This window comes from Streptomyces sp. NPDC020192 (assembly GCF_044388685.1).
Lineage (GTDB): Bacteria > Actinomycetota > Actinomycetes > Streptomycetales > Streptomycetaceae > Streptomyces.
On sequence record NZ_JBIRXG010000001.1, the window covers coordinates 234934 to 255865 of the forward strand.

General features: G+C 72.7%; 22 protein-coding genes and 2 pseudogenes. 9 read left to right on the top strand and 15 right to left on the bottom strand.

All coding sequences use genetic code 11. From position 1 onward, the window contains the following. The first annotated feature begins 34 nt into the window (after positions 1–34). The gene (locus ACH47Z_RS01125; protein WP_399069162.1) at positions 35–1456 is read left to right on the top strand and encodes a PLP-dependent aminotransferase family protein; all 1422 of its coding nucleotides are present in this window, start codon (positions 35–37) and stop codon (positions 1454–1456) included. Positions 1457–1760: 304 nt separating this feature from the next. On the opposite strand, the gene ACH47Z_RS01130 is transcribed toward ACH47Z_RS01125, so the two are convergent. Both ACH47Z_RS01130 and ACH47Z_RS01135 read right to left on the bottom strand, forming a co-directional pair. Further along, positions 1761–2015 carry a DUF397 domain-containing protein gene (locus ACH47Z_RS01130; RefSeq protein WP_071382716.1) on the bottom strand — a complete coding sequence of 85 codons (255 nt, stop codon included), beginning with the start codon at positions 2013–2015 and terminating at the stop codon, positions 1761–1763. Continuing rightward, positions 2016–2876: a helix-turn-helix domain-containing protein gene (locus ACH47Z_RS01135; protein WP_399069165.1), complete on the bottom strand. Its 861-nt coding sequence runs from the start codon at positions 2874–2876 to the stop codon at positions 2016–2018. A 241-nt stretch (positions 2877–3117) separates the two neighbouring features. Here ACH47Z_RS01135 and ACH47Z_RS01140 point away from each other — a divergent pair. From ACH47Z_RS01140 to ACH47Z_RS01150, 3 genes and pseudogenes are all read left to right on the top strand, one after another. Continuing rightward, positions 3118–3708 (top strand): annotated as a pseudogene (locus tag ACH47Z_RS01140) (ATP-binding protein); the annotation flags it as partial. Between the two features lie 350 nt (positions 3709–4058). Continuing rightward, positions 4059–4466: a hypothetical protein gene (locus ACH47Z_RS01145; protein WP_399070336.1), complete on the top strand. Its 408-nt coding sequence runs from the start codon at positions 4059–4061 to the stop codon at positions 4464–4466. Positions 4467–4717: 251 nt separating this feature from the next. Beyond that, positions 4718–6685, top strand: coding sequence for an ABC transporter ATP-binding protein (locus ACH47Z_RS01150; RefSeq protein ID WP_399069166.1), 1968 nt, complete (start codon positions 4718–4720; stop codon positions 6683–6685). Positions 6686–6692: 7 nt separating this feature from the next. Here the strand turns inward: ACH47Z_RS01150 and ACH47Z_RS01155 are convergent, their stop codons facing one another. The 5 genes and pseudogenes from ACH47Z_RS01155 to ACH47Z_RS01175 form a co-directional block, all read right to left on the bottom strand. Beyond that, on the bottom strand, positions 6693–6869 hold the full coding sequence (locus tag ACH47Z_RS01155) for a hypothetical protein (protein ID WP_399069168.1): 177 nt from the start codon (positions 6867–6869) through the stop codon (positions 6693–6695). A gap of 153 nt (positions 6870–7022) precedes the next feature. Further along, positions 7023–7166 (bottom strand): annotated as a pseudogene (locus ACH47Z_RS01160) (DUF899 family protein); the annotation flags it as partial. 34 nt (positions 7167–7200) lie between these two features. Further along, a complete protein-coding gene (locus ACH47Z_RS01165) occupies positions 7201–8367 on the bottom strand; it encodes a cytochrome P450 (protein WP_399069171.1) in 1167 nt (388 codons plus the stop codon). Between the two features lie 63 nt (positions 8368–8430). After that, complete coding sequence (locus ACH47Z_RS01170; protein ID WP_399069173.1) at positions 8431–10326, bottom strand: FUSC family protein; 1896 nt, start codon at positions 10324–10326, stop codon at positions 8431–8433. 144 nt (positions 10327–10470) lie between these two features. Next, positions 10471–11235 (bottom strand): nucleotidyltransferase family protein, encoded by a 765-nt coding sequence (locus tag ACH47Z_RS01175; RefSeq protein WP_399069175.1) that lies wholly within the window; start codon positions 11233–11235, stop codon positions 10471–10473. Positions 11236–11469: 234 nt separating this feature from the next. On the opposite strand from ACH47Z_RS01175, the gene ACH47Z_RS01180 reads away from it, so the two are divergent. Continuing rightward, the gene (locus ACH47Z_RS01180) at positions 11470–11886 is read left to right on the top strand and encodes a RidA family protein (RefSeq protein ID WP_399069177.1); all 417 of its coding nucleotides are present in this window, start codon (positions 11470–11472) and stop codon (positions 11884–11886) included. Beyond that, positions 11883–12344 (top strand): GNAT family N-acetyltransferase, encoded by a 462-nt coding sequence (locus tag ACH47Z_RS01185; RefSeq protein WP_399069179.1) that lies wholly within the window; start codon positions 11883–11885, stop codon positions 12342–12344. Before ACH47Z_RS01180 ends, ACH47Z_RS01185 begins: the two co-directional genes overlap by 4 nt. A 13-nt stretch (positions 12345–12357) precedes the next feature. On the opposite strand, the gene ACH47Z_RS01190 is transcribed toward ACH47Z_RS01185, so the two are convergent. Both ACH47Z_RS01190 and ACH47Z_RS01195 read right to left on the bottom strand, forming a co-directional pair. Next, complete coding sequence (locus ACH47Z_RS01190) at positions 12358–13074, bottom strand: aspartate/glutamate racemase family protein (RefSeq protein ID WP_399069181.1); 717 nt, start codon at positions 13072–13074, stop codon at positions 12358–12360. 5 nt (positions 13075–13079) lie between these two features. Continuing rightward, on the bottom strand, positions 13080–14543 hold the full coding sequence (locus ACH47Z_RS01195) for an NCS1 family nucleobase:cation symporter-1 (protein ID WP_399069183.1): 1464 nt from the start codon (positions 14541–14543) through the stop codon (positions 13080–13082). A gap of 144 nt (positions 14544–14687) precedes the next feature. Between ACH47Z_RS01195 and ACH47Z_RS01200 the strand changes: the two genes are divergently transcribed. Beyond that, on the top strand, positions 14688–15350 hold the full coding sequence (locus ACH47Z_RS01200; RefSeq protein WP_399069185.1) for a GntR family transcriptional regulator: 663 nt from the start codon (positions 14688–14690) through the stop codon (positions 15348–15350). A 10-nt stretch (positions 15351–15360) separates the two neighbouring features. Here ACH47Z_RS01200 and ACH47Z_RS01205 read toward each other — a convergent pair whose 3' ends face one another. Beyond that, complete coding sequence (locus ACH47Z_RS01205) at positions 15361–16059, bottom strand: uracil-DNA glycosylase (protein ID WP_399069187.1); 699 nt, start codon at positions 16057–16059, stop codon at positions 15361–15363. 148 nt (positions 16060–16207) lie between these two features. Here ACH47Z_RS01205 and ACH47Z_RS01210 point away from each other — a divergent pair, with 148 nt between their 5' ends. Next, the gene (locus tag ACH47Z_RS01210) at positions 16208–16996 is read left to right on the top strand and encodes an RNA-binding S4 domain-containing protein (RefSeq protein ID WP_399069189.1); all 789 of its coding nucleotides are present in this window, start codon (positions 16208–16210) and stop codon (positions 16994–16996) included. A 167-nt stretch (positions 16997–17163) separates the two neighbouring features. On the opposite strand, the gene ACH47Z_RS01215 is transcribed toward ACH47Z_RS01210, so the two are convergent. The 3 genes from ACH47Z_RS01215 to ACH47Z_RS01225 all read right to left on the bottom strand — a co-directional run bounded on the left by ACH47Z_RS01215 (position 17164) and on the right by ACH47Z_RS01225 (position 19410). Then, on the bottom strand, positions 17164–17604 hold the full coding sequence (locus ACH47Z_RS01215) for a DoxX family protein (RefSeq protein ID WP_399069191.1): 441 nt from the start codon (positions 17602–17604) through the stop codon (positions 17164–17166). A gap of 104 nt (positions 17605–17708) precedes the next feature. Then, on the bottom strand, positions 17709–18392 hold the full coding sequence (locus tag ACH47Z_RS01220; protein WP_399069193.1) for a class I SAM-dependent methyltransferase: 684 nt from the start codon (positions 18390–18392) through the stop codon (positions 17709–17711). Between the two features lie 103 nt (positions 18393–18495). Beyond that, positions 18496–19410 carry an acyltransferase domain-containing protein gene (locus tag ACH47Z_RS01225; RefSeq protein ID WP_399069195.1) on the bottom strand — a complete coding sequence of 305 codons (915 nt, stop codon included), beginning with the start codon at positions 19408–19410 and terminating at the stop codon, positions 18496–18498. Positions 19411–19496: 86 nt separating this feature from the next. On the opposite strand from ACH47Z_RS01225, the gene ACH47Z_RS01230 reads away from it, so the two are divergent. Next, a complete protein-coding gene (locus ACH47Z_RS01230; RefSeq protein WP_399069197.1) occupies positions 19497–19835 on the top strand; it encodes a DUF6343 family protein in 339 nt (112 codons plus the stop codon). A 42-nt stretch (positions 19836–19877) separates the two neighbouring features. On the opposite strand, the gene ACH47Z_RS01235 is transcribed toward ACH47Z_RS01230, so the two are convergent. Further along, positions 19878–20258, bottom strand: coding sequence for a tetratricopeptide repeat protein (locus ACH47Z_RS01235; protein ID WP_399069199.1), 381 nt, complete (start codon positions 20256–20258; stop codon positions 19878–19880). A 50-nt stretch (positions 20259–20308) separates the two neighbouring features. After that, on the bottom strand, positions 20309–20932 hold the full coding sequence (gene coaE / locus ACH47Z_RS01240) for a dephospho-CoA kinase (RefSeq protein WP_399069201.1): 624 nt from the start codon (positions 20930–20932) through the stop codon (positions 20309–20311).

Sequence of the window (20932 nt, forward strand, 5' to 3'; positions counted from 1 at the left end):
TGAGCCGGAAAGACCGGCTGTAGGGTGCATTTCCATGACGGAATCGTGGGTCAATTCCGCGGAGCGGATCGGTGCCGACCTGCACCTCGAGCTGTCGGGTCCGGGCGGGCGGCGGGCCACGCTGATCCAGGCGCTGCGGGAGGCCGTGCGCAGCGGGCGGCTGGCTCCGGGTACGCGCCTGCCGCCGTACCGTTCGCTCGCCGCCGATCTGGGTGTGGCCCGCAACACGGTGGCCGACGCGTACGCGGAGCTGGTCGCTGAGGGGTGGCTGACCGCCCGTCAGGGTTCGGGCACCCGGGTCGCAGACCGGGCGGAGCCGCTGCGCGGCGCCGTACGGACTCCGGTGACAACGCCCGCACGCGCGCGTGGGCCGCGGCACGATCTGCGGCAGGGCGCGCCGGACGCCTCGGCGTTCCCGCGGGCCGCCTGGTCGGCCGCGTACCGGCGGGCGCTCCAGGCGGCGCCCAGCGAGGCGTTCGGGCCCGGGGATCCGGCCGGGCGGCGGGAGCTGCGGGAGGCGCTGGCGGAATATCTGGCACGCGCGCGTGGCGTGCGGACCGAGCCGGACCGGATCGTCGTGTGCTCGGGCTTCGCGCACGCGCTGCGGCTGCTGTTCGGCCAGGGCGCGGGCGGGGTGCTGCGCGGTCCGCTGGGCATGGAGGCGTACGGGCTGGGTTTCCACCGGGAGTTGCTCGTGACGGCCGGGGTGCGCACGGTGCCGCTGCCGCTGGACGAGGACGGCGCGCGTGTGGACGTCCTCGGGCGGGAGCGGGCCGTACTGCTCACGCCCGCGCACCAGTTCCCGACCGGCGGCCCGCTGCGTCCGGAACGCCGGGCGGCCGTGATCGACTGGGCACGCGCGCGTGGCGCGATGGCGCTGGAGGACGACTACGACGGTGAGTTCCGCTACGACCGCAGGCCCGTCGGCGCGCTCCAGGGCCTCGATCCGGAGCGGGTGATCCACATCGGGTCGGTCAGCAAGAGCCTGTCGCCGGCGCTGCGGCTGGGCTGGATGGTGCTGCCGGAGCGGTACGTCGGGCCCGTGCTCGCGGCGAAGGGCGAGCGGGAGGGCTGGGTGAGCGTCCTGGACCAGCTCGCGCTCGCGGAGTTCATCGTCTCCGGGGCGTACGACCGTCATGTGCGGCGCATGCGGCAGCGTTACCGACACCGGCGCGACCGGCTCGTCGCCGCGCTCGCCGCGCACGCGCCGCACGTCGAGGTGACGGGTCTCGCGGCCGGTCTGCACGCGGTGCTGCGGCTGCCGCCGGGCACCGAACGGTCCACGGTCAAGGCCGCCGTGTGGCAGGGCATCGCCCTGGACGGCCTCGCCGCGTTCCGGCATCCGCAGGCCGAGCCGACGGCGGGCGACGGACTGGTGGTGGGGTACGCGGCCACCGCCGAACACGCCTACGGCGCGGCGCTGGAGGCGTTGTGCGGGGTGCTGCCTCCCGGGTGAGGAGCGGTGGTTCAGAGATCGGGGGTCGGCGGCGGTGACGTAAACCTCCGCGTGCCTGCTGCCGACGCTCGGCCGGCAACCGGCATGACCGGTCGGCCGGAAAGGAACCGGTCGACCGGGGGGTAGCGGTGACTCGCGACGGAAGGATCCGCTGCCTGCGCACCTGAACCACGCTCATCGTACGTACCGTACGGGCCTCCACGCAGCCGGTTTTCGGTGCTTCATCAGGTAGCTGCCGATGGGCAGTTGAGACGGATTGAACGCATAAGGGAAGTTGAGTGAGAAACAAGAAGCATGGGCAGATTCAGGACAGCAGGAAGTCGGCCTCCCCCGCCTTGGCTCCCTCGATGAAGGCGGTCATCTCGTCCGTGGTGTAGATCAGCGCCGGTCCGTCCGGGTCGGTCGACTGGCGCACGGCGATCCGGCCGTCGGCCAGCTTCATCGCCTCCAGGCAGTTTCCGCCGTTGCCGCCGCTCCAGGGCTTGTGCCACCCTTCGCTGCCCAGCTCCCGCGCGGGCATGCCGTTGTAGACGTGTCCGCGCGGCTTGATGCGATCCATTCACAGCTCCTTGCGGAGATCCTGGAGGATCTCCTTCGTGCGTTGTGCCGTAGCGGCCTGCGCCGCCATGCGGTCCATGACCTCGAGATGGGTCGCCACCTCGGTGCGCGCGTCCAGATAGACCGCGCCGGTCAGGTACTCGCTGTAGACCATGTCCGGCAGTTCTGACATGGCAAATCGGAACAGCACGAAGGGCCCGTACGTCCCCGGGTGCGGCCCGTTGGCGAACGGGGCCACCTGGAGCGTCACATGGGGCAGCTTCGTGGCCTCCAGCAACTTGTCGATCTGAGCGCGCATCACCTCGGGGCCGCCGACCGGGCGGCGCAGCGCGGTCTCGTCCATCACCGCCCAGAAGCGGGGTGCGTCGGGACGGGTGAGCAGGTCCTGGCGTTGCATGCGCAGCGCGACGTGCCGCTCGATGTCGTCCGGGCTGGTCTGGCCGATGGCACCGGACTTGAGCACACCGCGCGCGTAGTCCTCGGTCTGGAGCAGGCCCGGGACGAAGTGCGGCTCGTACGAACGGATCAGGCCGGCCGCGCCCTCGAGGCTGACGTACATCGAGAACCAGCCCGGCAGGATGTCGTGGAACCGCTGCCACCAGCCGGGTTTGTTGGCCTCCTCGGCGAGCTGGACGAAGAGGTCGGCCTCGTCGTCGGGAATGCCGTAGGCCTTCAGCAGCAGTTGCAGGTACGGGATCTTGAGGCCGACCTCGGCCATCTCCATACGGCGGACGGTGGCGGGCGCGACGCGCAGGACGCGGGCGGCGTCCTCGCGCTTCAGGCCGGCGCGTTCCCGCAGGTCCAGCAGGCGTCGGCCGAGGACCACCTGACCCACCGTCGGCGCGGACCGCGGCTCGCTCACGCTGTCACCTCCACCGAAAGCCTCTGCAACCCTCTACCGAACAACCGCTACCGAACCGTTTCCCGACAGCCCCGCGGCGCCGTTCGAAGACTCATTCGCAGACCGGGCCGGATCTCCGATGACCCCAATTGGCGCCGCTCGACGTGCTGTTGCGAGCAGTGTGCCACGGCCTCTGACCGAGTCACACAGCACTCTGCAATTTTCATAGTGACACTTGCCAAGTGTTCACGGCGGGGAGATAGTGGCAAGCGTGATTCCGTCCGCGCCCTTAGGAACAGACGCCGCCGCAGACCGTTCCGGTCTCGGTGCCGCGTCGGGAGCAGCCCCTCAGCGGGGCGCTGCCGAGCGCCGGTTCCGCTTCGAGCTGGCCGCACATCCGGGTTCCGTCGCCCAGGCGAGACGCCTAGCGCATGCCCGGCTGACCGGTTGGTCGGTGTGCGCGGACACCTGCGACAGCGCGGCCCTGGTCATATCCGAGCTGGTCACCAACGCGATCGTGCACACCGCGAGCAGCCACGTCGTGTGCGAGCTGCACGATCACGACGACATCGTGCGCATTGCCGTCCGTGACGAGGGCTGTGCTCCCGGCGAACCCCGCCCGTCCCCGCAGCGACCGGATGAGGAACACGGGAGGGGACTGCTTCTCGTCGACGCGCTGTGCCGGGCCTGGGGCGCCCAGGAGCACGGCCCCGGCCTGCTCGTCTGGGCCGACCTGCCGCGGCGGACCGACGCGGCCCACGACACCGCCGACCCCTGCAACGACCTCGGCTGGGGCGCCCGCCCCAAGCCGGACCAGCCGGACGACTCCGGCGAGGACGAACCGGCCGAGGCCGGCCATGAGGGCTCGGAGCAGACCGGTCAGCGGATTCCGGCACAGGACGGGTACGACGGGTACGAGGCTTCGGAGCAGCCGTCGGCCCAGGCGCCCGAGCGGCAGCACCCCTGCGCGCCGCCGGAGCACCGGACGCATCAGGCACCCGAGCAGCACCGCCACGGGATACCCGAGCAGCTCCGGCACGCCGCGCCGGAGCAGCATCGGCACCGGCCTCCGGACCGTCCCTGGCACCAGCCACTGCACCGGGCTCCCGAACAGCACCGCGCCGGGGAACGGCCGTGACCGGCGGACCGGACATCACCGGCGCGGACCAGCACGGTACCCATGCCCCGGCCTCCGAGCGTCCGATGGGCCTCGACACCCTCGTACGGCTGCAGCGCCGGCGGCCCGTGCCGGACGCGCCCCGACGGCTGTTGCTGCCGGAGGGCATGACGGCCCCGCTCGGCTGTGACGCCGTGGCCGTGCCGGACCGCCTCGGCCCGCTCGTCGTACCGCGGCTGCCCCGGCTGGGGTGTGTGTACACCGACGGCAGGCAGTGGTGGTGGATCGTTCCGTCGGACTCCGACTACGCCCTGCCCTGGCCGTCCCCCGCCCAGTACGCCCCCGGCGCCCTGGTCACCGGCCCCGCCCGGCTCATCCACCGCCCCGAGGGCACGGTTCCGTACACCCCGCCGATCCCGCTGTATCTCGCCATGTGCCGGGTGCTGGGGACGGCGCCGGACTGGTCGCGAGCGCAGCCGCTGCGCTTGCTCTGACCGTTCGCCCACCGGGGTGCCGGGTTCTGTCTCGTGGGCGGCTGCCGGTCGTGCGTGGTTGCTCGCGCCCACGCGGCGGAGCCGCATATCGATACAGCCCCGCGCCCCTTCAGGCTGGCTGCTCCTCAGGCGGCTCCATGCCAGCCCCCTCCCGTACCCCTCGTACGCCCCCCTCGCTCCCCCGCGCGCCCTGCCCGCCGTCGGTTCGCCCCGGGATAGTGGCCGTTCCGCCACACGGTCGGGAGGTCACGGTGAGAAAGCGGCGGGAGGCGGTTGAGCCCGTGGTGTCGGAGTCCGAGCGGCTGTTGTTCGGGGGGCCGCTGCGGTACGACATGGGGTGGAACGAGCACGCGGACGCCTTCCTGGAGCTGAGCTTCCGCGCGATGGTGGTCCGGTTGCCCGGCATGCTGGCATCCAGTCTCCGGCTGGCCCTGCAGGCCGACGCGCGGGCCGCCCGGGTCGTACTCGCCGCGGAGGCGGTCCGCGGTGGCACCCAGGCGGTGAGTCTGCTGGCCGTGAACAGCGCGCTCGGCAGGCTGCTCACCGGCCCGGACATCGGGCAGCGGCTGCGCGCGGCCGCCCCCGCCCTGCTCACCGTGGCCGCCATGTCCCTGGTGGCCGCGCTGCTGCGGGCCGCCTCCACCTACGCCACGGGACGACTGGAGCCCAAGGTCGAGCGTGTGGCGACCGAGCTGTATCTGGAGCGGGCGGCGAACGTGGAGCTGGCCGCGATCGAGGACCACGCCTTTCACAAACTGCTGGACACTGCCAAGTACGGCGCCGAGTCCGCGCGCCGCATGATCTCCTACGGCACCCGGGTGATCGGCGCGCTGATCTCACTGATCGCGGCGGCCGGCGTACTCGCGGTGCTGCATCCGGTGCTGCTGCCGCTGCTGGTCACGATGACCCTGCCGAGCGCCTGGGGCGCGCTGATCAACGCCCGGCGCCGTTACGAGTCCTTCCACACCTGGGTGCAGCACGCCCGGGCCGGCCGGCTGATCAGCAACCTGCTCACCGAGCCCGAGGCCGCCCCGGAGATCCGGGTGCACGGGGTCGGTCCGTTCCTGCTGCGCCACTTCCGGTCCATGTCGGAGACGGCGGAGGCGGAACAGGCCCGGCTGTCCCGGCTGGCCGCCCGGACCGGCCTGATCGCGGCGGGCTGGACGGGCCTCGCCACCCTGGCGACCTACGCCACGCTGGGCGCGCTGCTGCTGTCCGGCGCGATGGCCCTGTCGGTGGCCGGTACGGCGGTGATCGCGATCCGTACCGGGGCGTCGAGCCTGGACACGCTGGTGCTGGAGATCAACCAGCTGCACGAGGAGGCCCTGTTCGTCGGCGATCTGCACCGGCTGTACGTGGAGGCGGCCGAGCGGGCCATCCCGGCGGGCGGCGAGGCCCTGCCGGAGGACCCCAAGGAGATCCGGTTCGAGAACGTCACCTTCAGCTATCCGGATGACTCCGCCTGTCCGGGTGACACGGCCCGCCCCGCCCTGCACGACGTCACCCTCAGCCTGCCCCTCGGCCGGATCATCGCGCTCGTCGGCGAGAACGGCTCGGGCAAGACCACGCTGGTCAAGCTGCTCGCGGGCCTGTACGTCCCGGACCGGGGCCGGATCCTGTGGGACGGCGTGGACGCTGCGCGGGCCGACCGGCGGCTGCTCGCCGAGCGCGTCGCGATGGTGGCGCAGGACTTCAAGCGCTGGCCGTTCACCGCCCGGGTCAACGTGGCCGTCGGCCGCTCCTCCGCGCCGCTGACCGAGGAGGCGCTGGCCGCGGCGGTCGCCGAGGCGGGGGCCGAGGAGGTGGTCGCGGATCTGCCGCGCGGCCTGGACACCCTGCTGGCCCGCCACTTCAGCGGCGGGCACGAGCTGTCCGGCGGGCAGTGGCAGCGGCTCGGGATCGCCCGGGCGGCGTACCGGCGCGGGCGGGTGCTGATCGTGGACGAGCCGACGGCGGCGCTGGACGCGCGGGCCGAACTGGAGGTGTTCGAGAAGATCCGGGCGCTGGCGGGCAGCGGGCAGACGGTCGTACTGATCACGCATCGGCTGGCCTCGGTCCGGCACGCCGATCTGGTGCATGTGCTGGAGCACGGGCGGCTGGTGGAGTCCGGCACCCCGCAGGAGCTGCTGGCCAGGGGCGGTGTCTACGCCGATCTGTACGCGCTCCAGGCGGACCAGTTCACGGTGCGGGTACCCGCACCGGCACCGAAGCCCGCCTGAAACCCGGTCACTCCGTACCCTCGCCGCCGCGCACGATCACCAGGAACGTGTCCGTCGCGAGGTCCATGACGACCTCGGCGGGCAGGCCTTCCTGACGCCGCGCGTGCGCGAACTCCTCCGCGGGCCAGGATCCTCGCGGGCCACCGGCGGGAAAGCGCTCGAGCACCGTTCGCCCGTTCACCATCTCGCACCTCCAGAAAGCGTCGTTCCTACAGGAGTTAACGCCCTGGAGAACGCGATCGCCTCGCCGAGTGACGGGACTGAGACATTACCGACACCCGTTCGGCGCGGTCCGTGACAATCTGTTCACTTTGTGGCACGAACCGCACACTCCGTGTCAGTAGTCGTACTCGTCGTGAAGGCGGAGCCGGTCGCTGCCGGCGGGACTGCGGCCGAGTCGGTCGAAGACGTACTCCGTGTCGACCTCGACCATGGGCAGCCGCCGCCGCTGCGTGCCGAGCGCCTCGCGCGCCCGTCTGACCGCCTGCTCCTCAAGTTCTTTCTCGCCAGGGCCGTCAGTAGGTCACCGGCAGGGCCCGCAGCCCCCGTGCACGCATCGACGGACGCCAGGTCAGCTCGCTGTCGGCCAGGGCGAGTTCGGGCAGCCGTTCCAGCAGGGCGGCCAGGGCGATCTCCGTCTCCGCGCGGGCCAGCGGAGCGCCGAGGCAGTAGTGGATGCCGTGCCCGAGGGCGAGATGCCCGGCGGCGTCGCGGGAGAGGTCGAGCCGGTCGGGGGCCGGGAAGCGGGCGGGGTCGCGGTTGGCGGCGGACAGCGAGACCCAGACCGTCTCCCCTGCCGGGATGGTCACCCCGGCGATGGTCACGTCCTCGACGGGGAAGCGGCGCATGGCCATCAGCATCGGACCTTCGTGACGGGCGAACTCCTCGACCGCCGCCGGGAGTTGCGCCGGGTCCTCGCGCAGGGCGGCGAGCTGGTCCGGGTGCTGAAGGAGGGCCAGCACGGCGTTGCCGATGAGCTGGACCGTGTTCTCGTACCCGGCGAAGAGGATGAGGAAGGCCAGCGACATCAGCTCCTCCTCGCCGAGCCGGTCGCCTTCGTCGCGTACGGCGATCAGGTCGGAGAGCAGATCGTCGGCCGGCTCCTCGCGTTTGGCGGCGACGAGCCGGGTGAGGAAGCCCAGCATCGATGCCATGGCCTCCTTGGAGGCGTCCGGACGGGCCGGGTCGGGGGCCGTGAGGCTGTCGGTCCACTGCCGGAAGTCCAGCCGGTCCCCCTCCGGGATGCCGAGCAGGTCGCAGATGACAGTGATGGGCAGCGGGGCGGCGTACGACGCGACCAGGTCGGTACTGCCGTGCGGCCCGAGCGCGTCGAGGAGCCGGTCGGCGGTACGGCGGATCGGCGCGCGGAGCTGCTGGACGCGGCGCGGGGTGAAGGCCCGGCCGACCAGGCGCCGGATGCGGGTGTGGTCGGGCGGGTCCATGTTGAGGAGGTTGGCGTCGAGGGCGGGCGGCAGCGACAGGCCCTTGTACCTGCCGGCTACACCGCTGCGCTTGTCCAGCGACAGCCGCGGGTCGGCGAGCGCGGCCCGGACGTCCTCGTACCGGGTGACGAGCCAGGCGGAGGTGCCGTCGGGTCCGGTGATGCGCTGCACGGGTGCGGTCTCGCGCAGGTGCCGGTAGACGTCGTAGGGGTGCTGGATGAGGCCGTCCGCGAGTTCCATGTGCATCAGCCTACGTGGCGTCAGGTGGCACATCGCTGGGGCAGAGTTGGGTCCGCCGTACGGCTACGCGGCGGCGGGCAACGGTGGGACCTCGACTCCCTCGAGCTCCAACTCGGCCAAGGAGTCCCGCAGTTGCCTGACGTGCCGGGGGGTGAGCCGGCCGGTGTCGTCGAGGTGGACGGCGCAGGCGGTGGTCGTGTCGACAAGTCGTTCCAGGACGTCCGCGACGGCGTCCGTGCCCGCGGTGTGCCGGGCCACGGCGGGCAGTTCGGCGGCGGCCAGGGCGATGGCGGTGCGGGCCTCGGCGAGAGTGCGGTAGGCCTCCCGGCGCAGGGCCCAGCGCTCGGCACGGTCGTCGACGGACCCGCGCCCGGCACAGTCGTCGACGGACTCGCGCCCGGCGCGGTCGCCGGACTCGCCGAGGACGTGCACGAGGTAGGCGTGCGCGGCGGCCCCGGCCACGGCGAGCCGGGCCCGCACCCCGCCACCCCGCTCCCCCGGCATGGGCAGATGCCCGACGACCAGCACGAGCGCGCAGGCGAGCAGCGTCTCGCCGATGCGGCTGACGGAGGCCTGCGAGTCGCCGCCGACCATGACGAGGGCGAGGACGAGAACGGTGACGACGGCGGTCAGCGCGGCGAAGTGCCTCGTCGCGACCGGGACGAGCGCCCCGCAGACCGCGACCAGCGCGATCAGCCCCGCCGGGCGCGGCAGCAACGCGGCGAACCCCGCGAACACCAGGGCGCCCAGCACGGTCCCGGCGGCCCGGCACAGCACCCGGGAGGCGAGCGGTCCGAGGTCGGGCTTGACGAGGAAGACGGCGGTGGCGGGCAGCCAGTACCAGTGCTGGTGGTGGCCGTACCAGCCGGTGTGGTGCAGTGCCTGGGCGATAGCGGCGCTGGCCCCGAAGCAGAGGGCGACGCGCAGCCCGTACTCGCGCCCGCCGGTGCCGAACGCGGCCCGGACCACGTCCTTCGGGCTGCGCCGCCGGGCGGGCAGCCGGTCGTCACGGCTCTCCGCCCGGTCGAAGGCCTCGGCGGCACGCAGCAGGGCGTCGTCCAGGGCCCGCAGGGCGGGCGCCGACCGGTGCGGGGCGGGCAGCGGGCCGGTACCTGTGTTGCCACGAACGGCGGCGGCGAGCCGCCGGGGCCCCTCCGCCGCCCGCGCGGCGACCGGCTCTCCGGCCCAGTACAGGGCGGTGGCGGCCTCGGCGAGCGGCAGCGCGGCCGCGTACTGGGCGCGCAGCCGGCGCTCGGCGGCGGAACTGGCGTACCGGCGCAGCCGGGGTCCGGCGAGGGCGTCCTGGGCGTGGTCGAGCGCGGCGGTGAGCGCGGCCCGCTGGGCGGTGGCGTGCGGACCGCCCACCCCGTCGAGCAACGCGGCTACGGCGTCGTACACATCGGCGACCGCCTCCCGCTCCCCGTCGAACCGGAAGTCCCCGGCGAGCGAGCCGGGCGTGGGCAGGACGAGCCGGAGCATCATCAGCCACCCGGCTCCGGCGAGGAAGGCGAGCGCCCGCTGCCAGCCGCTGAGGGCAGCGGGCATCCCGGCACCGATGGCGGCGGCGACGAGCAACTGCGTCCCGGCGGCGGAGGCGACGGGCCCGACCGCGCTGATGCCGCCGGCAAGCAGGCCCAGCAGCGTGAGCACCAGGGTGAGCGGTACGGCGGCCAGGCCCTGCCCGGCATACGTCCCCACGAGCAGCCCGGCCGCCCCGGCCAGCGCGGGCACCCCGAGCCGCTTGACGGAGGCGCGGCGGCTGCCGGGACGGTCGTTGATGCCGGCGAGCATCGCGGCGATGGCGGCGAGGACACCGGGGCCGGTGTGTCCCGTGGCGACTCCGACGAGCAGCAACGGCCCGGCGGCGAGCGCACCCCGGGTCACCGCGCTCCAGGGCACGGGACCGCGCTGGGCGCGCAGGGCGTGGGCGAGCCAAGGGGGTGCGGCGGGCCGGGACACGGGGCTCCTGTTCGTACGACGGCGGGGTGGGCCTTCGGACGACGGTGGCCGGCGGACCGTGCTTCCACGGTAGGGCGGGTTCGCCGGGCAAACGGGGCGATCACGTTTCGGCGAGGTGAAACGTGCCCCGGGCGGCCGGTTTCTTTATGAACGCAATGCCCCGATCATGCGCTCGGCTTCGGTGACGGCACGGGCGAGGGCCTCGGGCTCGCCCCACAACTCAGCCACCACACCGTCGATCCCCCGCAGCCCGGCCCGCTCCAGCAGACGCTTCTCGTTGGTCACCCACTCCCCGCGCGCCGCGAGCACCCCGTGCGCGGCCTGGGCGGCGGCGGTGGCGATGGCCCCGGCGGTCTCGGTGAGGCGGCCGTGCGGGGCGTGGTTGGCCCTGGCGTAGCCCAGAGTGGCGCGGGCGGTGCCGTGCCAGCGGTCGGCGGCGGTGACGCGCAGCTTGGCCGGGTACCGCGCGGGGCGGGGCGGGTCGCCGTACAGGACCTGGTTGACGGCCAGTTCGGCCACCAGCAGGTAGGTGGGGATGCCGGCGAGATGGAAGAGCAGCGGCTCCACCCGGAACCGTCCCTCCTCCGCCTCCGCCAGCTCGTGCTCGACGACGTCCAGGTCCCGGTAGTGGATGTCGACCCCACGGCCGTCGACGGTCAACCAGGCACCGCCGTTGAACACCCCGCCGCCCCAGCCGCCGACCTCGGACACCTCCCCCTCCCACCCGAAGGCCCGCAGATCGTCGGGGTCGAAGGGGCCGCGGTAATAGACCGCCATGTCCCAGTCACTGTCCGGACGATGGGTGCCCTGAGCCCGTGACCCGCCGAGGGCGACGGCCCGCACGGTGGGGAGGGAGGCGAGGCGCTCGGCGGTCGCGGAGAGGAACTCGGCGTCGGATGACTGGGGCATGCCCTCAGCCTGCCGCAGCCACCCCGAAGTCCGCTCCCGGAATTTCGCCGCGGCCGGCGATCCCTGCTCCAGGCGGATTGTCAGTGGCACACGTTGGCGGGTGGCGAGCCCGTACGCCGACGCCTGCGCCGCCGGTGTCCCGTCACCCGGGAATTCGGATGCGGGCAGGGCCGAGGGGAACCCATCATCGGGAGGTTGTCCCCTGCCGTCGTAGGCCGTCGTAGGAGCATCCTCGTGATCCAGCGCGTGACCGTCCCCTCCCTCTTCCCGCCGCCCGCGTATTCTCACGCCTCCGTCGTCGAGGCAGGAACGAAGCTCGCCTTCCTCGCCGGGTCCGTGCCGCTGGACGCCGAGGGGAAGCTGGTCGGGCCGGACGACCCCGTGCGGCAGGCCGGGCAGGTGATCGCCAATCTGCGGGAGCAACTTGACGCCGTCGGAAGCGACTTGGCCCATGTGGTCGTGACCGAGGTGTACGTGGTGAGCGGTGAGCCCGCGGTGCTGTCGGCGGTGTGGGACGTGGTGGAGGCCTCGGGGCTGAGCGCGGGGCCGCACTCGTCCACGCTGATCGGCGTCGCCTGCCTCGGGTATCCCGGGCAGTTGGTGGAGATCACGGCCACGGCCGTCGTACCGGAGCGGGAGGAGCGGCGGTGACGGACGAGGTCGTACTGCGCCGGGCCGTGGCGGCGGACGCCCGGGCCGCCGCCGATGTCTGGCTGCGGTCCTTCCGTGCCGCGCTGCCCACCGTCGTCCGGCCGCGCAGCGACGACGAGGTGCGGGAGTACATCCGGGACGTCGTCGTGCCGTTGCGGGAGACCTGGGTGGCGGAGGCCGCGGGCGGCGGGATCGTCGGACTGATGGTGCTGGACGGGGCGTCGCTGTCCCAGCTGTACCTGGATCCGGACTGGCGCGGGCGCGGGCTCGGTGACCGGTTCGTCGCGCTGGCCAAGGAGCGCGGTCCGGGCGGGCTGACCCTGTGGACCTTCCAGGTCAACAAGCCCGCCCACCGGTTCTACGAGCGGCACGGCTTCACGGCCGTCGAGTTCACCGACGGCAGTGGCAACGAGGAGCGGGAGCCGGACGTGCGGTACGTCTGGCGACCTCGGTCCTGACCCGCTCTCACCCCTATGGCCGCCCCCACCTCCTCTCCTTCGGCAGCGGCTTCCCGTAACCGCCCGCCCGGCTCGTCGTCAGACCCAGGGCCACCAGGGACTCGGCGAGCCGGACCGCCGCCGCGACGCCGTCGACCACCGGCAGCCCGAGCTTCTCGCCCACCGTGCGCTGCAGGCCCGTCATCCCGGCGCAGCCCAGGACGAGGACCTCGGCGCCGGCGTCGCGGGCGCGCTCGGCCGCCGACAGGAACGCGGACTCCGTGCGGCCGGGGTCGTCGGCGAGGCCGAGGACACCGAGGCCGGTGCCGACGACGGCGGCGCAGTTGCGGGCCACGCCGGCGGTCTCCAGGCTGTCCTCGATCTGCCCGCGGGAGCGGTCGAGGGTGGTGACGACGCCGTAGCGGCGGCCGAGGAGGCAGGCGAGGTGGGCGGCGGCCTCGGTGATGTCCACGACCGGGACGTCCACCAGTTCCCGTACGCCTTCCCGGCCGTGCTCGCCGAAGCCGGCCAGGACGACGGCGTCGTACGGCGGCCCGTCGTAGGTGCGCAGGGTGTCGAGGACGGCCGCGGCCGAGAGGTAGCTGTCGAGCCAGCCCTCGGCCGAGGCCGGGCCCCAGGCGGGGGTCAGACCGGTCACGGTGGTGCCCGGGCTCGCGGCGGCCCGGGCACCTCGCACGATCTCCTCGGTCATCTCCTGCGTGGTGTTGCAGTTGGTGACGATGATCCGCACGTCCGTCAGGCCTCCTGCTCCGCCGGCTCCGCCGTGCGCTGCCCCTGGCACAGCACCGCGTACAGGGCGGCGGCGAGCGCGGTGCCGATGAACCAGGAGTACGGCGCCACATCGCTGAAGCTCTTCACCAGCGCCAGTACGGCGGCGACCGCGGCGGAGGGCAGGAAGGCCCACAGCGCCTTGGGGTTGACGCCCTTGCTGTAGTGGTACGGGGTGCCCGGGCGGGCGTCGAACAGCGCGTCCACGTCGATCTTGCCGCGCTTGACCCAGTAGTAGTCGATCATGATCACGCCGAACAGCGGGCCCAGGAAGGCGCCGAGGCCGCCGAGGAAGTAGTTGACGACGGTCGGGTTGGAGAAGAGGTTCCAGGGGGTGACGAGCAGCGCGGCGACCGTGCTGATCAGCCCGCCGACCTTGAAGGTGATCTTCTGCGGCCAGACATTGGCGAGGTCGTACGCCGGTGAGACGAAGTTGGCGACGATGTTGACGCCCATGGTCGCCACCGCGAAGGTGAACGCGGCCACGACCAGCACCCAGGTGTTGCCGACCTTGGCGACCAGTTCCGCCGGGTCGGTGATGGCCTGTCCGAACGCCTTCAGCGAGCCCGCCGTGACGATCACCGAGACGACGACGAAGGCGGTGGAGTTGATGGGCAGGCCCCAGAAGTTGCCGCGCCGGACGGTCTTGTAGTCGGGCGCGAAGCGGGAGAAGTCGCAGAAGTTGAGCATCAGCGTGCCGTAGGTGGCGAGGATCAGGCCGATCGCGCCGAACCACTGGCGCCACTGCTCGCCGGTCGACACCGGATGCGGCGTGGAGGTGAGCGAGATGCTCCAGTGGGCCTTGGCCAGCACCCAGACCGCCAGCGCGATCATCACCAGCCAGATCGCGGGACCGCAGAAGTCCTGGAACTTCCGTACGGACTCCATTCCCTGAGTGATGATCAGCGCCTGGATCAGCCAGAGGGAGAGGAAGGAGATCCAGCCCAGCGTGTCCAGGCCCAGGAAGGAGCTCTCCGTCAGGGACTTCAGGCCCGGCCAGGCGGCCAGCAGCATCACGTTGACGGCGACGGAGGCCAGATAGGTCTGGATGCCGTACCACATGATGGCGATCACGGCCCGGATCAGCGCCGGGATGTTGGCGCCCCAGATGCCGAAGCTGATGCGACTGACCACGGGGAACGGCACGCCGTGGCGCTGGCCGATCTTCCCCATGCGGTTCATGCCCGCGTAGATGAGCACGAAGCCGGCGAGCAGGGCCGTGAAGACCTGCCAGACGTTCATGCCGAGGACCAGCAGACCGGCGGCGAAGGTGTAGTTGCCGAGGTTGTGGACGTCGGACATCCACATGGCGAACAGGTCGAAGACCTTCCAGTTCCGCCGTTCGGCGGGAGCGAGGTCCTCGTTGACGAGGCGGGGGTCGGGGACGAACGCGGTGGTGCCGGTGGCTTCGGCACGATCGGCGAGGGACACGGGGCCTCCATGGACGAGGGGACGGAGGACGGCGGCCGTTTGGTATACCAAACTGCCGACATGGTGCCGCCGTCAAGCGTTCGGACCGATGTCGTTGCCGTTACGGCCCGGTAAAAGACCCCTCGCTTCGGCGAAGATGGGCCCATGACGAAGATCGAACCCCTGGGCGCGGTACGCGAACGGGTCCTGGTGAGCCTGCGGGAGGACATCATCGCCGGGCGCCTGGCACCCGGTGACCGGCTCGTCGAACGGGAGCTGGCCGAGCGGTTCGGCGTCTCGCGGGTGCCGGTGCGCGAGGCGATCCGGGCGCTCGTCGCCGAGGGCTTCGTCCTCTTCGAGTCCGCCCGCCGCACGGTCGTCCGCCGGCTGACCCCGACCGACGTCCGGGAACTCTTCGAGCTGCGCGAGGCGTTGGAGGTGTACGCGGCGGGGCTGGCGGCGACCCGGGGGACTCCCGAGGCCCTGGCGGAGCTGCGGGAGCTGCTGGAGCAGGCGGCGCGGGCGACGAAGGGGGGCGACGCCGAGGCGATCACGGACATCAACACCCGCTTCCACGACCGCATCCGCGCCCTGGCCGGCAACAGCCTGCTGATCTCGGTCATGGAGCCGGTCGACGGCCGCCTGCGCTGGCTCACCCGGCGCAACGAGGAGTGGCCCCAACTCCTCACCGAACACCGTGAGTTGTACGAGGCGATCGCCTCCGGCGACCCGGACCGCGCCCGCACCCACGCCCTCGCCCACGTCCGCGCCAACTATCGGACGACGGTACGGCATCTGTTCGGAACCGACCCCGCGGGCGAGGACTGAGCACCGCCGGCTACCGGGGCAGGCCTGCCGTCTCCGCCGCCGTGCGGAGCACCTCGCGGAGCATCTCCGCGGTGAGCCGGCCGGTGAAGGTGTTGCGCTGGCTGACGTGGAAGCAGCCGAAGAGGTCGAGGCCGTCGAGCGCGACCCGGGTGCCGTGGGCGAAGGCCGGGCGGGGCCGGGGCACGGTCCAGCCCGCCTCGGCGAAGGCGGGCAGCGCGGCCTGCCAGCCGAAGGCGCCGAGGACGACGGCGGCCCTCAGCGTCGGGCGCAGCAGCTTCAGCTCCTGGACGAGCCAGGGGCGGCAGGTGTCACGCTCACCGGGCGTCGGCTTGTTGTCGGGCGGCGCGCAGTGCACGGGCGCGGTGACACGGACGCCGTACAGCTCCAGTCCGTCGTCCGCGCTCACGGAGGTCGGCTGCGAGGCGAGCCCCACGTCGTACAGCGCCTGGTAGAGCACGTCTCCGGAGCGGTCGCCGGTGAACATACGGCCGGTGCGGTTGCCACCGTGCGCGGCGGGGGCCAGCCCGATGATCACCAGCCGGGCGTCGGCCGGACCGAAGCCGGGCACCGGCCGCCCCCAGTACGTCCAGTCGGCGAACGCGGCCCGCTTGGTACGGGCCACCTCCTCGCGCCACTCGACCAGCCGAGGACAGGCCCGGCAGCCCGCGACGCGCCGGTCGAGCCGGGCAAGGGCGCTGGTTTCGTCCATACGGCCACCGTATGCCCCGCACACCCGTACACGACCTGGCACGGGCCTGGGTGAAGGTGAGCGCGCCGGTACGGGGGTACGGGTCGGTACGGATCGCCCCCTGGAAAACGCCTCCGGCGCAACCGGCCCGGGGAGTTATGGTCGGGGCATGGCTTCCGAGGATGCGGACGACACAGTGAACCGTGAGACCGGCGAACCGGACGGGACAAGCCCCGCCCGGGACACCGACGGCTCCGGCGCCTCGGCCGGCCCGGCCCTCGATCCCGAGATCGCCGCCGCGGTGGCCGCCGCCGAGGCCGCGGGGCCGGCGACCGGCGAAACGGTCCGGATCGACAGCTGGATCTGGGCCGCACGCCTGATCAAGACGCGCTCCCTGGGCGCCACCGCCTGCCGGGGCGGCCATGTGCATGTGAACGGTGAGCGGGTGAAGCCCGCCCACGCCGTGCGCGTCGGCGACGAGGTGCGTCTGCGGCACGAGGGCCGGGAACGGGTCGTGATCGTCAAGCGCCTGATCCGCAAGCGGGTCGGCGCACCCGTGGCCGCCCAGTGTTACATCGACAACTCCCCTCCGCCCCCGCCCCGCGAGGCCGTGGCCCCCGCCGGCCTCCGCGACCGAGGCACCGGCCGCCCCACCAAGCGAGACCGCCGCGATATGGAACGCCTCCGCGGCCTCGGCACCCCGGGCCCCTCCTTCGGCGTCCCCCGAGGCTTCACCGGCCCTGGAGGCTTCGCGGGGCCTGCCGGGCCGGACGGATCTGGTGGATCTGCCGGTTCTGGTGCACCCGGCGGGCGGGGCGGCCGTACCACGTCCGGCGGAGCCGGCGGACGTGGCGCGTCCGGCGGAGCGGGTGGTCATACGGGCCGTGGTGGTGGTCCCGGCGGGCCCAGCAGAGCCGGCGGGCGCGGTGGATCCGGCGGACGTTCCCGGGGGCGGTGATCCGTTCCCAGGAGGGTTCCCAGGAACGGGGTGACACCAGGCCCTGGCAACGTTCCCAGGAACGGCGCGCCCCTGGGGCCGGCTGGCGGGCGTCACGCGGGCAGTCACCCGGCCCCGGGTAGGCATTCCCACCCCAGTCAGCTCCCCTGCTCCCCTCTCCGCCCGGCTCACCGCCGCCGAACCAGTCCCAAAAGCTGCCTGTTGGACCCGCGGCGAGACCAGGCGATCGTGATGAGGGGCACCATCAGGATCAGTGGGGTCGCCGCGTTCTGGCCGTTGAAGACGGTGAGTTGGACGATGAACGCGCCCACCATGAGCGCGCTGAGGGCGATCGCCGCCACGGACTGAAGCAGTGGTGTCAACAGGGCGACGGCTCCGGCGAGTTCGAGCGCGCCGATGGTGTACATGGCCCCGCTGCCCCAGCCGATCTTGTGGAAGGACTCGACGGCCGAGGGATGCGCGATGAGCTTGGGCAGGGCGCTCGCGATGCCGTAGAACAGGGCGAGCAGCACCTGCACCGAGCGCAGCGCGACCCGGGCCCAGCGTGCCCGGCCGGTGTGCGCGCCGGTGGACGTCGTGGAGCTGAGGGGAGCGGTGGTCTGGGACATGAGGGTCTCCTGGTGAAGCGGTGCCGTTTGCTCTTCACCTGGGTAGACCGGGCATCTCCCGGGAACTCATCGCTCTCCGCCGACGCCGTGCGACCGGACGCCCGCTACGCCTTCCGCACCGCCCGCACCCACATCCTGTCCGGCGTCAGATACGTGTCCACCTCCAGTCCCGCCTCCTCCAGTGCCGACTCGAACTGCTCCTTCGTCAGGGGCCGGGACAGGAACGTCTGGGTCCAGACCGCGTCCGGGAACATGTACTCGACGTAGACCGAGTTCACCCCCTCTCCGGCGGGCTCCACCGAGGCGACCCGCACCGTGAAGCCGCTCGGGTGGACCCGCTCTCTGGGCACGTTCGTGTGGTAGTCCTCGCCCTCCCGCTGGATGAGCACGCGGCCGCCCTCCGCCACATGCCGGGCACAGGTGCGCAGCAGGCCTCTGCGGACCTCCTCGTCGCCGGCGTGGACGAGGAACGACGCGAGCAGCACGACGTCGAACTTCTCGCCGCCCAGGTCCAGTGCCTCGATGGGGCTGCACACCGTACGCGCCCCGCGGACGCGGGCCAGCATGTCGGCGGACTCGTCCACCGCCGTGACCGTGAAGCCCCGCTCGGTCAGGGGCCGGGTCATGCGGCCCACTCCGCTGCCGAGCTCCAGGATGTGCGCCCCGGCCGGGATCGCCGCCGTGATGATGTCCGGGGCGTCGTCGATCGGCAGCCGCTCGTACAGCTCGACCGCGCAGCCGTCCGGGGTGATCGCTCCGGGTCCGGTGCCTTCGTGTCCCTCACGCATTTCGACCGTCATGCCCGAACAACGGCCCGCCCCGCACGCCCGTTCCCCTCCCCCGCCAGTTCACCCGTTCGAGTTACCGTGCCCTCTTCCGTGCCACTGCGCTCTACGCGGCGGCCGGGAACGGGAACCATCCGTGCCCGATGTACCAGTGACCGCCCGCCCGCAGATGGTCCCCCACCGCACGCTCCACCGACGTGCGCCGCGGCAGCTCCGCCGGCGGCAGGCCGGGTTCCCCGAAGACGAACCGGACGGGCTCGGTGTCGGCGGGTTCGGTGTCCTCGCGGACGGTGCGGAAGCGGTCCTGGAACCGGATGATGTGGGAGTCGGCCGGCAGGTACCGCCTCAGCTGCCGGTCGAGCAGCCACGAGTGGCACAGCGCCGCCACCGGCCGCTCCTCGGGGAAGTGCCGGTCGAAGAAGTCGCGGGCCCACGCCAGGGAGCGGTCGCAGGCGGACGGGGTGAGCGGGCCGTGGTGGTCGGGGATGTGCAGGTTCAGGCAGGGCGTGCCGGGTGCCGCGTCCAGTCCGGCCGCCGCGATCACCGGCGCCGTGCGCTCCCCGAGCCGCGCCCGCTCGAACTGCAGCCGGCCCAGCTGGAACAGCTCGCCGCGGAAGTGCCGGACGAGCCAGCGCCGTGCCTGTACACCGGTCGTGCCGTGCCGTCCGCGGTGCACCGCCATGTGCCGGCCCAGGTCGGCCAGGGTGCGCCGGGAGATCTCGGGCGGGATGCCGCGTTCCCGGTGCCGGGCGAGGGTGTGCGGGACCGCGGCGAGGAAGACGTACACGGGGAAGACGTGGCTCAGGCCGGCCGGCGCCGCGTCGAGGAGTCCGGCGAGGTCGGGAGTGCGGCCGGTCTCCTCCGGGTCGCGGAACAGCTCCTCGACGCACTCCTCGAGCAGCCGCAGCGCGCCCGGATCACCGGCGATCCGGCGCCGCTGTGCCACCAGGACGTTGATGTCCTCGTGCGGCACGGCCAGGTCGAGGAGCAGTTCGGGCAGGTCGTCGGCGTCCGGCAGCACAGGATCCCCCTTCGGCGAGCGACGGACGAGGGGCGTTGGTGAACGTCGTCACCGAAGAGTACGTTGCAAGCAGGAGTGGTGATCCCATGCGTACGGGCAGTGAACCGGTGACCGCACGCAGTGCCCTGCGGGCGCGCTTCTGGCTGAGCGTGTGGGGGCTGGCCTGGTCGGTCTTCGGTACGGCCGCCTTCGCGCTCGCCGGGCGCCCCGGCTGGGCGGCGGCCTGCGGGGTGCTGTGGCTGGTGGTCACCGTCGACATGACCATGATCCTCCGGCACATGCGGCAGGGCCCGCACTACCAGCCGGGCCGTGACGTGCCGCCGTACGAGCCGCCGCAGGACGAAGCGCCGTACCGGCCGCCGGAGAGGCGCCCGCCCTTCCCGCGGCCGCCGTTCCCGCGCCCGCCGAGACACCGGCATCCGTGACCGGCCCGCCGCACCGAGGTACCGGTACGCGTGGAGGGCCGCTCACTCCTCGAAGCGCGCCGCCTTCAGATACTGCGGGTTGGGATCGAGCGCGGCCGCCAGCCGGAAGTGGCGTCTGGCCTGATCGGGGCGGCCCTGGCGTTCGTAGGTGCGGGCCAGCGCGAAGTGCGCGAACGCGTTGTCCGGCTCACGCTCCAGCACGATGGTGAACTCCAGCTCGGCGGGGCGCAGTTGCGCCGCCGCGAAGAAGGCACGCGCGCGTAGCAGTCGGGCGGCGGTGTTCTCCGGGTGCGCGGCGATGACTCCGTCGAGCAGTTTCACCGCGCCCCGAGGGTCCCGTGAGTTGAGCAGATGCTCGGCTGCACGGAAGTCGATGACATGCGTCTCCGGTGTACGTCCGGTGGAACCGCTGGTCTCGGGCACGGCTGAGTCCTTCCCTCACTCCGGCAGTTCAACGCCCGGACAGGGGCACGCTATTCCACGGACGATTCCGCCGACTCCTCGCGGGCCCGTCGTACGAGGTCGTCCCACACCTCGGCGACACGCTTGCGCAGCGCGTCCAGGGGGACGTCGTTGTCGATCACGATGTCCGCGATCTCCCGGCGCCGTTCGCGCGTGGCCTGCGCGGCCATACGCGCGCGTGCGTCCTCCTCGGTCATCCCGCGCAGCCGTACCAGCCGGTCGAGCTGGGTCTCGGGGCTCGCGTCCACGACGATCACGAGGTCGTAGAGCGGCGCGAGGCTGTTCTCGGTCAGCAGGGGCACGTCGTGGATCACGACGGCGTCGGCCGCTGCGGCCCCCTCCAGCTCGCGGGAGCGGGTGCCCACCAGGGGGTGCACGATCGCGTTGAGGACGGCGAGCTTCTCGGGGTCGGCGAAGACGATCGAGCCGAGCCGGGGCCGGTCCAGGCTGCCGTCGGCGGCGAGGACGTCCGAGCCGAAGGCCTCGACCACGGCCGCGAGGCCGGGGGTCCCCGGCGCCACGACCTCACGCGCGATGCGGTCCGCGTCGATCAGCACGGCCCCGTGCTCCACGAGCAGCCGCGACACCTCGCTCTTGCCGGCACCGATGCCCCCGGTCAGGCCCACTTTCAGCAT